This is a genomic window from Candidatus Afararchaeum irisae, assembly GCA_034190545.1.
GTDB classification, from domain to species: domain Archaea; phylum Halobacteriota; class Halobacteria; order Halobacteriales; family Afararchaeaceae; genus Afararchaeum; species Afararchaeum irisae.
Window position 1 is genome coordinate 26,837 of sequence record JAXIOF010000116.1, and the last position, 12,210, is coordinate 39,046.

The 12,210-nt window shown below is 57.5% G+C and carries 13 protein-coding genes; 7 read left to right on the forward strand and 6 right to left on the reverse strand.

The window, feature by feature from the left end; translation table 11 throughout:
• Positions 1-109 precede the first annotated feature (109 nt).
• Positions 110-340, forward strand: a complete 231-nt coding sequence (locus SV253_10355; protein MDY6776451.1) for a hypothetical protein — start codon at positions 110-112, stop codon at positions 338-340.
• Positions 341-349: 9 nt separating this feature from the next.
• Complete coding sequence (locus SV253_10360) at positions 350-766, forward strand: PIN domain-containing protein (protein MDY6776452.1); 417 nt, start codon at positions 350-352, stop codon at positions 764-766.
• A 22-nt stretch (positions 767-788) separates the two neighbouring features.
• On the opposite strand, the gene SV253_10365 is transcribed toward SV253_10360, so the two are convergent.
• The gene (locus SV253_10365) at positions 789-1,457 is read right to left on the reverse strand and encodes a metallophosphoesterase family protein (protein MDY6776453.1); all 669 of its coding nucleotides are present in this window, start codon (positions 1,455-1,457) and stop codon (positions 789-791) included.
• Positions 1,458-1,535: 78 nt separating this feature from the next.
• Between SV253_10365 and SV253_10370 the strand changes: the two genes are divergently transcribed.
• A complete protein-coding gene (locus SV253_10370) occupies positions 1,536-2,135 on the forward strand; it encodes a riboflavin synthase (GenBank protein MDY6776454.1) in 600 nt (199 codons plus the stop codon).
• Here SV253_10370 and SV253_10375 read toward each other — a convergent pair.
• The gene (locus SV253_10375; protein MDY6776455.1) at positions 2,115-2,795 is read right to left on the reverse strand and encodes a VOC family protein; all 681 of its coding nucleotides are present in this window, start codon (positions 2,793-2,795) and stop codon (positions 2,115-2,117) included. The two genes, SV253_10370 and SV253_10375, sit on opposite strands and share 21 nt — an antisense overlap.
• Before the next feature lie 67 nt (positions 2,796-2,862).
• Here SV253_10375 and SV253_10380 point away from each other — a divergent pair, with 67 nt between their 5' ends.
• Complete coding sequence (locus SV253_10380; protein MDY6776456.1) at positions 2,863-4,113, forward strand: Nre family DNA repair protein; 1,251 nt, start codon at positions 2,863-2,865, stop codon at positions 4,111-4,113.
• 8 nt (positions 4,114-4,121) lie between these two features.
• On the opposite strand, the gene mqnB is transcribed toward SV253_10380, so the two are convergent.
• Complete coding sequence (gene mqnB, locus SV253_10385) at positions 4,122-4,766, reverse strand: futalosine hydrolase (protein ID MDY6776457.1); 645 nt, start codon at positions 4,764-4,766, stop codon at positions 4,122-4,124.
• Between the two features lie 27 nt (positions 4,767-4,793).
• On the opposite strand from mqnB, the gene SV253_10390 reads away from it, so the two are divergent.
• Positions 4,794-9,098, forward strand: a complete 4,305-nt coding sequence (locus tag SV253_10390; protein MDY6776458.1) for an ATP-dependent helicase — start codon at positions 4,794-4,796, stop codon at positions 9,096-9,098.
• Here SV253_10390 and SV253_10395 read toward each other — a convergent pair.
• Positions 9,095-9,982 (reverse strand): homoserine kinase, encoded by an 888-nt coding sequence (locus tag SV253_10395; GenBank protein MDY6776459.1) that lies wholly within the window; start codon positions 9,980-9,982, stop codon positions 9,095-9,097. The two genes, SV253_10390 and SV253_10395, sit on opposite strands and share 4 nt — an antisense overlap.
• 72 nt (positions 9,983-10,054) lie before the next feature.
• Here SV253_10395 and SV253_10400 point away from each other — a divergent pair, with 72 nt between their 5' ends.
• The gene (locus SV253_10400) at positions 10,055-10,225 is read left to right on the forward strand and encodes a hypothetical protein (protein ID MDY6776460.1); all 171 of its coding nucleotides are present in this window, start codon (positions 10,055-10,057) and stop codon (positions 10,223-10,225) included.
• On the opposite strand, the gene SV253_10405 is transcribed toward SV253_10400, so the two are convergent.
• Together SV253_10405 and SV253_10410 are read right to left on the reverse strand one after the other, a co-directional pair.
• Positions 10,194-10,721 (reverse strand): redoxin domain-containing protein, encoded by a 528-nt coding sequence (locus SV253_10405; protein MDY6776461.1) that lies wholly within the window; start codon positions 10,719-10,721, stop codon positions 10,194-10,196. The two genes, SV253_10400 and SV253_10405, sit on opposite strands and share 32 nt — an antisense overlap.
• The gene (locus tag SV253_10410; GenBank protein ID MDY6776462.1) at positions 10,714-10,917 is read right to left on the reverse strand and encodes a glutathione S-transferase N-terminal domain-containing protein; all 204 of its coding nucleotides are present in this window, start codon (positions 10,915-10,917) and stop codon (positions 10,714-10,716) included. Before SV253_10410 ends, SV253_10405 begins: the two co-directional genes overlap by 8 nt.
• Before the next feature lie 167 nt (positions 10,918-11,084).
• Here SV253_10410 and SV253_10415 point away from each other — a divergent pair.
• Positions 11,085-12,210: transposase (locus tag SV253_10415; GenBank protein MDY6776463.1), on the forward strand; the 1,126-nt coding region annotated here is incomplete at its 3' end.

A 12,210-nucleotide genomic window follows, 5' to 3' on the forward strand; every position in this document is an offset into this window, starting at 1 on the left:
AGTATTACTCACCGCCCCTCGTAGAGGCGGTCTCGTAGATCCAGTAACGTAACTGCTTTGCGCAAACCCACCCAAAGACACAATATTCTGTGTATACATACTTTTCTGTATGCCCAGCATCACGGTCAACGTAGACGCCGACCTCAAAGAGCGAATGGAAGAGCATCCCGAGATCAACTGGAGTGAGGTAACACGCCAAGCCATACAGGAGAAAGTAGAGACACTTGAAGTAATGGACGAACTCACAAGTGAGAGCGAGCTTACCGAAACTGACGTTCAGGAGATCGCCGAGAAGATCAACGAATCCGGACGTAATCGCGCCGACAAGGACTTAGTGTAGACTCGAAAGATGAAGCTGGTTATCGACGCCAATGTTGTTATCTCTGCACTTATCGCCGATTCAAAGACACGTGAACTCATCGTCACACTCGAACCCGATCTCCTGACACCTGAGTTTGTCCACGACGAAGTCGAGAATTACGAAGACATGATTGCAGTGAAGTCGGGCATGGAACCGGATCGAGTAGAACAGTTCATGGATCTCCTGTTCCGGTACATCGAGACGACTCCTGCTGACGAATTCTATCAGTCGATTGAGACAGCGAAAGAAGCAATCGGAGATACCGACCCGGACGATGTGCTCTACTTAGCCTGCGCGATCGAAAGAAATGCTGCTATCTGGAGCGATGACTCTGACTTCGACAGACAGGACTTAGTCGACACTTACTCGACGAGCGACGTAATCAACTCGTTTGATACAGTCTAATGCCTCTGCGTTTTAGTATTACTCACCGCCCCTCGTAGAGGCGGTCTCCTAGTTCCTGAGGCAGACCCACGTCTTCTATCCTCTCGTCGACCTCTTCTATCGGATACTCGACACGTCTCAGATCGACCTCGAACTCCTCGGTGTCGAGTACGGCGTACGCCGCCCGCGGGTCTCCGTCACGTGGCTGTCCCACGCTCCCCGGGTTGACTATGGTACCTTCGTCGAAGGTCTCTGAGTGCTGTACGTGTGTGTGTCCGAGTACGAGAACGTCCTCGTCCCCTATCAGTCTGGGCGAGAACTCGTGGGGTCTCGTGTACCTGTCAGGGGCGTCGGGGGCACCGTGTGCGATATGTATACTAACACCGTCGTTCTCGATGTCTTTCTCGACGGGAAGTGACTCGATGTACTCGAGGTCGTCGTCGGAGAGTCTGTCGCGTGTCCAGTCGACTGCACGTCCCGCTACTGAGTGGAAGCCGAAAGACGACCCACCGGCTACGGCGCGGTCGTGGTTGCCCTTTATCGACTCCACCCCTCTCTCCCTGAAGACGTCGATCACCTCAGTCGGGTAGGGGTTGTATCCGACTACGTCTCCTGCGTGTATCACACAGTCACAGTCGACTTCCATGTCTCGGAGCACCGATTCGAGTGCGGGAGCGTTACCGTGGACGTCGCTTATGATGCCTACTCTCATGTCTTCAAATACGTTCCCGATCCCCAAGTCTCTGTTCAATAGACGTCTTCAAATACTGCGGGTTCCTGAATCTATATTATGTTCACGGGAATAATAGAGGAGACGGGCGAGATACAACACGTCGACGAGACCGATGACGGCGTGCGTATCAGAATACGTGGCGACGAGGTTCTCGGAGACGTCGAGGAGGGCGCGAGCATAAGCGTGAGCGGCGTCTGTCTCACTGTCGAGGAGTACGGAGACTCGTGGTTCGAGGTCTTCCTCGCGCAGGAGACCGTCGAGAAGACCTATCTCGGAGACCTCTCCGAGGGCGACGTCGTCAACCTAGAACGTGCACTCCGCGCCGACGACAGACTCGACGGACATTTCGTACAGGGACACGTCGACACGACGACCCAGGTAACCGATGTGAGACGCGTAGGTGACGACTGGGAGTACGACTTCGCTCTTCCCGACGACTACTCGGATTACATAGTCTCGAAGGGATCGGTCTCATTGGACGGAATAAGCCTCACAGTCGCCGAAGTCGAAGAGGAGAGCTTCACCGTCGCTGTGATACCCACGACACACGACCTCACAAATCTCTCGGAGAAAGAAGTCGGGGACAGCGTCAACATCGAGGTCGACGTCATAGCCAAGTACGTCGAGAGTCTCGTATCAGACTTCGGACAGACGTAGGTAATGTCCGTCGGGGTCACGTATAACCACAGAGCCATCTGAGTTTTCGGAGACCCAACAAGCCTTCTCTTCTGTCTCTTCGAGCCCGTCGAGGCTCTCGACCTCTATACCCATCTCGACGTGTACACCGCCTCTCGCGTCGGCGATTCCGAGATGTGGCTCCCAGAGTTCGAGGTCGAATCCCCCCGCGTCGAGACGAAGCCTCCGCCGCACGTCACCTCTGTCGTAGACCTCCATGCCGAGCGACTCGTAGAACTCCTCCGACCTTTCGAGGTCTTCGACTTCGAGGACGACCTCGAATATACCGGTTATTCCCTCTCCCTCGCTGTCTTTCGCTCCTATCTCGACACAGTGCCCGTCGGGGTCGTAGAAGTAGGCTGACTTCGCCTCGCCGAAGGAGTACTCCGAGACCGAGAGTCCGAGGTCTAAGAGACGTGACAGCCACGATCCGTACTCCTCTGTCGGAGTCGAGAGTGCGAAATGCGTGTGTACTCCTCCTCTCGGAAGACCCGACGGTCTCCTCAGTACGACTTCGGTACCCCCCGCGTCGAGACTCACGGCTCGGTCGGTCTCGTCGTCGACTTCGAGACCCAGGTTCGTGTAGAACCCCCTTGCCCTCCTCAGATACTTGACTTCGAGACCCAGCCGACTTAGCTCCATACTTGACCTGCGTTATGCAGCACTAACACTAAAACTAAAGGTAACGCGGCTCGTCTGGGAAAGTAGATTGCGACTCGACGACTACATAGAGATAGAGATCGACTCCGACGAGTCCTACGAGAGACGGAGACTCGCCAAAGAGAAGTCGTACGAGATCCTCGACTACCTCACCGAGTCGAAGAACCGTTTCGAGGAGGTAGAACAGAGCGGCTCGCTCTTCGGAAGCACGTCTCCTTCGGTATTCGTCGGCAGGTCGAACTACCCGCGTGTCTCGGCGGGTCTCCTCTCTCCGGTCGCCGAGGAAGAAGACGCCTCGGAGTTCTCCGAGAGTCAGGACTGGTACGAACGCGGTCTGGGTATCGACAACGTCCTTCAGTACCGCACCGGACTCCTCAACTCCGACACCAGACTCGACGTAGAGGCGAGAGGCGGATTCGTCGACGTACAGCAGGAGGTCGCACTCGCCGACCGTCCCGTCGATGTCGAGATACAGCTCGACGACACCCCCGACTTCGATGTCTCACTCGACCAGATTGCGACTCCCACAGGACCCAGAGCGACAGCCGACGAGGCGGAGCTTACCGAGAACCCTCACGTGCCCCGAAGCGTCGAGAAGGTATTCGGAGACGACGACTGGAAGGCGGAGGACGCGATGACGTATCTCTACGACAAGGGCTTCGACGTCTACGAGATAGACGACATACTCTCGGCGGGTGCTCTCGGGCAGTCTGACGAGAGGAAGCTCGTCCCTACGAGATGGTCGATAACCGCGGTCGACGACGCCGTCGGCAGCCACATACGACACGAGATCAAGACCAACCCGTCGGTCGACTCCACGTATGTCTGGGAGAACACCTACATGGGAAACCGTTACTGGGTGATACTCTCGCCGGGGCAGTGGGAGTTCGAGCTAGTCGAGATAAAGAGTCCCGGGAGTATCTGGAACCCGTCCCCCGACGGAGACGTCTACATGGCGAGCGCACACGAGGGATACGACGGAAGGACGACCTACGTCGACGAGACCGCGGGGGCGTACTACGCCTCACGCATCGGGGCTCTCGACTATCTCCGGTCGGTCGGACGACAGGCAAAATGTCTCGTAATACGTGAGGTCACCGACGATTACTGGGCTCCCGTCGGAGTCTGGCAGATACGTGAGAGCGTCCGGAATGCTTTCGAGGACGAGAGCGGAGTCGCTGAGACCTTCCCCGAAGCAATAGATAAGGTTGTCTCGCGTCTCCCCGTCTCGACCGACCGTCTCAGACGTAAGTCGACTATGGTCTCGGGGCTCCAGACGAGTCTCGACGACTTCTTCTAGTTTTAGTTTTAGATGATCTCGTCTACTGCGTCGCTCAGGGCGTCGAGCCCCTTCTCGAAGTCCCACTCCCCTCCGTCGCCCGTGTAGTTCGAGACCGCGATCACCGCCGAGACTTCGACGTCTCTGAGGTAACAGACCTGTGCGACACCGGCGGTCTCCATGTCCTCGACGACCGCGCCCGTCCTCTCACGTATCTCGCGCGCAGTCCTGTCGTTCGCCGAGACTGACGAGACGGTGGCTACGGCTCCCGATCCGTCTGTCTCGACGTTGACGGGCGAGAGGTCGTACTCGTTGTATCTCCCCGGTGCTGTCTCGAAACCGAGGTCTTCCATGCCGTGGAACTCGTCGCTTGTGAGACCCAGGTCGGCGTGTACTGCACGCGTTCCCATAACTACGTCGCCGACCTCGACAGCCGTGTCTCGGAAGGCACCGCCTATACCTGCGTCTACGACCTTCTCGATGTCGTACCTTTCGAGAGCCAACGTTACCGACGCCGCGGCGTTACTCCTCCCTATTCCCGTTACGACGACCAGGCTGTCGCCACACGAGTAGACCGGACGTCCGAGCACCTCGTCGACGGCTTCGGCTTCTCTTTCTCCTAAGACCGCCTCGGCTTCCTCCTCCATCGCTACACATACGAGTCTGTCTGCCATCCGTAACCGTCTTAACTCCTCCAGACCTTGTTTCTTTACGGTGATAATATCTCCGACTCCTCCCCTTCTCACTCCCAGAAACAGACAGAAGACAGCCGTGTCGACGCCGACACAGACGTTGACGCCGACGCCGACGGTCAGATCGACGACGCCCACGTCCTCGAACTCCTAGAGCCCTCAGTAAGGGACTGGTGGGTCGACGAGTTCGGCGAGTACACAGATATCAACAACGGCTACTTCACACCGCCCCAGAAGGAAGCTGTCCCCCTGATACACGAGGGGGAGAACGCACTCATAGCGTCGCCGACGGGCAGCGGAAAATGTGTTACTCCCGATACCCCACTCTTAGTAGACGAAGACGGTGAGAGCCGGGTACTCAGAGCCTCGGATCTCCTCGACAAGACCGAGACTAAGGTAGCCGACGTCGACCACGACGGTGAGCTACACACGAGTAGCATAAGCTCCTACTCTCTCACAGACGACGGCGAGATAGAGACGAAGGACGCACTCGTCTACTCCGAGACCTACTCGGGAGACGTATACCGGCTCAAGACCGTCTATGGAAGGGAGGTCGAGCTAACACCCGACCATCCTCTTCTCGTCGAGACCCGCGACGGCTCCGAGTGGAGACGAGCCGAGGAGGTCGATGAAGGGGACAGGATCGGTGTCCCGAGGCGTATAGATCTACCAGAGGAGACACAGACACCCCACCTCGAAACCGCCGTCCGAAAGCTCAGACAGAGATTCGAAGACGCCGTCACGTCTGACGAGTCGGAGAGTCTCAAAATACGTCTGCGGGAAGCCGATGGAGTCTCCGACTTATCTGAGAAGGATCTGAGACGTCTCCTGTGTCTCGCGCGCCTTACTATTACCGAGGCTGCCGAGACTCTCTCAGTGAGTCCTGCTACCGTACACAGACGTGTCACGTCACCTGAGAGCTTTGACGACGATGACCTGGGTCTTCTGAGACTGATAGAGGAGAGGTTCGAGCCTCTGGGTGAGACGGAGGTTGCCGTCGTGATGAACAACGGTGCTGTTTCGAGGTTCGAGTACCCCGAGACGGTAGACGCCGAGGTCGCGAGACTCGCTGCTTTCGTCCTCGCCGAGGGGTTCATAGGCGACTACGACAGGAGCGGCATGGTATCTGTCTCCCAGAGTAAGAGAACCGATCTTCTCGAAGAGGTAAGACGTACTGCGGAGGAGAGGTTCGGTGTCGTCTTCGAACTCAAGGAGGGTAGCTCTAAGGACTACGCAGTAAACGACTCGGCTTTCGCTGTCTTCTTCTCAGAGCTCCTAGACATAGACACGGGAGAGGGAAGGGAAGTCGATCTACCCGACTGGATTCTCAACGCTCCGAGAGACGTCAAGAGGGCTTTCGTCTCGACCTTCCTCTCACTCGAAGCCGAGGTCAGAAACGACGAGGTACGTCTGACACAGGCTAACGAGATGAAGATAGAACAGATCAACTACCTCCTGATGTCGTTCGGGATACTCGCGTCACGCCGAACTGTCTCGAAACGCGCCACTAACTCCGGGATGGAGAAGAGGGAGTACACGACCTTAACCGTCAGACGGAAGCAGAGTCTCCGGCGTCTCGTCTCTGAGTTCGACATACGCCATCCCAACACAGCCTCAGCCGAGAGACACGCAGTAGGCGACGGCTCGGGATACATAACACAGAGAGGCTTGGACAAGCTGGATTCGGCTCTCGACTCTCCCCCCGACGGCACAGACCCCGACCTTGAGGAAACTGTGGGGGAGATGCGTGACTCGAACGTTGTCTGGCTCGAAGTCACGGAGAAGGAGACCGTCGACTACGACGGCGAGATAATCGATCTCAACGTCCCGGATCTCCACAACTTCGTCGGTGGTTCGGGAGGGATGTACCTACACAACACTCTCGCCTCCTTTACATCGATCATAAACGAGCTATTCAGGAAGAGCAAGGAAGACGAACTCGAAAACTCGGTCTACTGTCTCTACGTCTCGCCCCTCAAGAGCCTCGCCAACGACATACATCGGAACCTCGAAGTTCCTCTTGAGGGCATAGACGAGGTCGCGCGTGAGAACGGACACGACCCCGCCGAGATACGCCACGCTATACGCCACGGAGACACGAGCGACTACGAGCGTCAGAAGATGCTCGACGAGACTCCCCATATCCTCAACACGACCCCAGAGACCCTCGGGATACTCCTCAACTCGCCCAAGTTCCGTGAGAAGCTCAGGACTGTCGAGTACGTCATAGTCGACGAGATACATTCGCTCGCCGACAACAAGCGGGGCGTCCATCTCTCTGTCTCTCTCGAACGTCTCGAAAACCTGTGTGAGACTTCACCGACACGTATAGGCTGTTCGGCGACAGTCGAGCCTCTCGAAGACATCGCCGACTTCCTCGTGGGATACGACGAGGCGGGAGGCGAACCGCGCGATTCGACCGTCGTCGACACACGTTTCGTACGTGACTTCGACATACAGCTCCGGTGTCCGACCGACGACCTCATACACACACCCAACGACGAGATACAGGACGCCTTCTACCAACAGCTACACTCGATGGTACAGGATCACGACAACACTCTGATATTCACGAATACGCGGTCGGGCGCGGAGAGGGTTCTGCACAACCTACGTGACAGGTTCGACGTCTACGACGACTCGAACTCGGGCTGCCACCACGGCTCGGTCGGAAAGGAGGGGAGAAAACAGATCGAGGAGGATCTTAAGTCGGGCGACATCGACTTCGTGACCTCGTCTACGTCTCTCGAACTCGGCGTCGACATGCCCCATCTCGACTTAGTCGTTCAGGTCGGCTCGCCGAAGTCGGTAGCGGGTCTCCTTCAGCGCATAGGAAGGGCGGGACACTCCCTCGGAGAGACAGTCGAGGGACGTGTGATAGCACTCGACCGCGACGAACTCGTAGAGTGTGCGGTGATGCTCAAGAAGGCGGAGGAGGGCTTCGTCGACCGCGTCTTCGTTCCCGAGAAGCCACAGGACGTCCTCGCTCAGCACGTCTACGGAATGGCGATCAACTCAGTCCGCCCCGAGCGCGAGGTCGTCGAGACGGTAAGAAGGGCATACCCCTACCGCAACTACAAACGTGACGACTGGGAGTCTCTGATGAGGTACCTCACTGCCGACTACGAGGGGATGGAAGACCGCTCGATATACGCCAAGGTCTGGAGGGACGAGAACGATGACGGCACCACGGTGATAGGCAAACGCGGAAAGATGGCGCGTGTCATCTACATGACCAACATAGGCACTATACCCGACTCGTTCACGATCGACGTCTTCGTGAGAGGAACCGACGAGTGGGTCGGCGACCTCGACGAGGGGTACCTCGACAACCTCGACAAGGGCGACGTCTTCGTTCTGGGAGGACAGAACTACGAGTTCAAGTACCGCAGGGGATCGAAGGTCTACGTCGATCCCACGACTGCCTCGCCGACAGTCCCTTCGTGGTTCTCCGAGCGTCTTCCGCTGTCGTACGACCTCGGACGTGAGATACTCAGGTTCAAACGCCAGACTGTCGAACGCCTACACGACGAAGACGCTGACGCGCGCGACTGGCTCTCGTCGTACCCCATTGACCCGAACTCGGTCGAGAGCATACTCCGTATATTCGACGAACAGCTACGTTACGCGAGCGAACTCAGCGTCTCGACCGACGAACGTTTCGTCGTCGAACAGGTCGTAGACACAGACGCCGGGAGACGTCATTACTACTTCCACTCGAACTACGGGAGGAAGTTCAACGACGGTCTCTCACGGATAGTCGCCCACGAGGCTTCACGCCGCATAGAGACCAACGTCAAGATCTCGGTCGCAGACAACGGCTTCGCTGTCTCGATGCCTATGAACCGGAAGATCGACGTCTACGACGTCATAGACTCCGTGAATCCCGACAACGCCGAAGAGATACTCAGGGACGCACTCGACGGAAGCGAGCTACTCAAACGGTACTTCCGTATAAACGCGACGCGTTCGCTGATGATACTCAAGAACTACAAGGGCAACACCAAGAGCGCTAAGAGACAGCAGGTCTCCTCCGACATGCTGATACATTACGCCGAGGATCTCGACGGTTTCGTCGTATTAGAGGAGACCTACAGGGAGGTCACCGAGGACAAGCTCGACATAGACCACATACAGGACATACTCGGCGAGATACACGACGGCGACGTGGATGTCGTCGGAATCGAGCCCGAGAGTCCGACGCCGATGGCTTTCGGAATCGCGTCACTCGCTGCGAGCGACGTCGTCCTCGCCGAGGACAAGTCGAAGGTCTTAGAGGAGTTCCACGACAGGGTGATGGAGGAGATCGACTAGCTGCGTTTGAGTACCTGAACCCCCTCTCCGACACGTGCCTGGTACGCGCGTGACTCGACACCCTCCTCCCAGAACCCCTCGACGAAAGCCTCCGCTACGTCTGACTTGACGTCCTTGTCACAGACCCCGAGAAGAGACGGTCCTGCCCCGCTTATGGTCACCGCCTCCGCGCCCGCCTTCATCGCCTTCTGGCTCGCGGCGTCGTATCCGTCTATCAGAGGCGACCTCGCGTCTTCGACCACGGGGTCACACATCCCGCTCGCTATAAGCCGTATGTCGTCCTCTAAGACGCCTGCGACTACCTTCGACGCGTTCGCTACAGTCTTGGATCTCTCTCTGAGAGACACAGAAGACGGAAGCGCGTCGCGCGCGTCCCTCGTACTCACGACGACCTCGGGGACTGCTACGACACAGTGGAAATCCGTCTCGAACGACTGAGTTCCGTTGTCGGGGTCTGAGACCGAGAAGCCGCCCTTTATACACGGAGCGACGTTGTCCTTATGCGCCTCGCCGCTCACGACCTTCTCGCCCTGTGCCGCCGCCTCGATAAGCTCGTCGTCGGAGAGGTCGAGACCGTAGAGGTCGTCGAGTGCGACAGCGACCCCCGCCGCCGACGCCGCGCTCGACCCGAGACCGCTGCTCGGACGTACACCCTTGTCGATCTCTATACGTGCCGAGACCCCAAGCTGTCTTGCGACCTCACCTGCTGTGTTCTTCTTGGGGTCCTCGGGTATGAAGCTCGATCCCGCGCCTCTGACCTCTATGCTCGTCTCGTCCGCCTTCTCGACCCGGAGTATGTCGGCGGGCTTGTCGAGTGCGATACCGAAGACATCGAAGCCGCTTCCCAGATTTGCCGAGGTAGCGGGAGCACGGACTTCTACCATAGACGTAGACATGGTCTTGGGTTAGAGGGGACAACGAAAACCGTTTTCGAGTTAGAGTCACAAGACGCGTATATGCCAGCAACCCTAGAGGTGAGATGTGAGAACGACGACTGTGAACTCGACATGTTCGAGCTCCATTATACCTACGGCATGCCCGACGAGACCGGTGTCGACGACTTCACGTGTCCCTACTGTCTCGAAAAGGAGGATCTCACTCGGGTAGAGATAGAGACAGAGACGTAGACTCCTCCACCTCGTCGTAGTCGGGGAACTCGGGCCACTCCGACGCGACCCAGGCGTGCTCGACAGTCATCTCGTCGTCTAAGACGAAGACGGCTGGACGTGGCTCTTCTACTCCTTCCATTCCGTCGAGGTCGTGTACGACGCCGTACTCCTCTGCGATCTCGTTCGAAGGGTCGGAGAAGAGACGCGCGTCGAGGTCGTTGTCGTCTATGAACTTTATGTGCTCGTACGGCGTTGAGATCGAGACACCGACGACCTCGGCTTCGTCTGCCCAGCCTCTCTCTTGGATCTCGTTCCAGATGTATATAGCGGGGAACGAGCCGTCCATCGGATGGAAGACAACCACGACGCCGTCGTCGGACTCCTCGACGACCTCCGACAAAGAGGTGTCCTCCCAGTACTCGTCGTTGACGAGAGGACGCGTGAAGTCGGGCGCAGTCTCTCCTTCTTCTATCCTGTCGGTCTCGGGGAGTTCGACCACGTCGAAGTCAAGCATTTGTCTCACCTCCGTACCTGTCGTCGAGGTACTGTACTATGTTGTCGCTCTCGGCTATCACGACTCCCGAATCCGCCTCGACGAGCACGGGGATGAGACGCGTGTTGGCGACTCTCTTAACGACGTTTCTGTAGCTGTGCATGGGTCTCACGAAACGTGAGTCGTAGTCGACGCCGTACTCGTTGAGCTTTCTCACAGGCGGTACGAGGCGGATGCCCCCGTCCCGAATTCTTCGAATTCGTGTGCGCGCAAATCGAAGATTTGCGAACGACCCTTGAGGTCGGGGAGGAAGCCGACACCTGATGCCACAAACCACGCTACGATGGCAGGCCGACTCCCAGACATATAAGTAACACCAGCCATATATGTGAAACCACAGTAGAATACCGTCGCACCGCCGTCATCAAACTCGACACACCCGAAGGAGCCGACGCTTCCCTTCGAGAGACGGTCGAGCAGTTCAAACACTGCGCCAACACCGCGAGCGACTGGTGCTGGCACGGAGACGACGGATACCATGTCACTTCGAAAGCCAAAGCCGAAGACGCGCTTTACGACGACTTGCGCGACGAAACCGACCTCACCGCGAACCTCGTCCAGAAAGGGATTCGCAGGGCAGTCGAAGCCGTCAAAAGCGGAGTCTCTCGTCTCGAACGTGGCGAGAACACGTCGCAACCGTACTTTTCTGCCGATAGCGCGGTCTATGACAAGCGGAGTGCGACGTTCCACCGCGACCACGTTTCTCTTTCGACCGTAGACGGGCGCGTCGAGTGCGACTACATTCTCCCTGACAACTCGGAGAAACCTCCGACGAAGTACGTCTCCGACGAGGATTTCGAGTTTCGAATGGCGAACTTGCAGTACCGTGACGGTGACTGGTATCTCCACGCCTCAATGCGAAAAGTCGAAGCAGACGACGAAGCGTCTGAATCCGAGTCCAAGCACAGAACAGTCCTTGGTGTGGATTTGGGCGTCAACAACCTCGCCGTTGCTTCGACTGGACGGTTCTGGTCGGCAGACGAGTTCAATCACTGGCGACGAGAGTACGAGAAGCGTCGGGCCTCGCTCCAGCAGTGTGGCTCGCGTCACGCCCACGAAAACATCGAGAGCGTCGGGCAGAAAGAGTACGGGCGGTTCGAGATATACCTGCACACGGTGGCGAACGAACTTATCGAGGAGGCGGTCGATAACAACTGTTCGCACATCGTATTCGAGGATTTGACCCACATTCGGGAGAACATCCCTGAGGCGTCGTGGCAACACGACTGGGCGTTCCGCCGCCTCTACGAGTACGTCGAATACAAAGCCAAAGAACACGGCGTCGAAGCCGTCCAAGTTGACCCGCGAAATACGTCGAAGCGTTGCTCGACGTGTGGGTTTACCCACGACGATAACCGGAACGGGGAGTCGTTCGATTGTCGGCAGTGTGGGTACGAGAACCACGCCGACTACAACGCTTCCAAGAACATCGGTTTGCAGTATCTCCGTC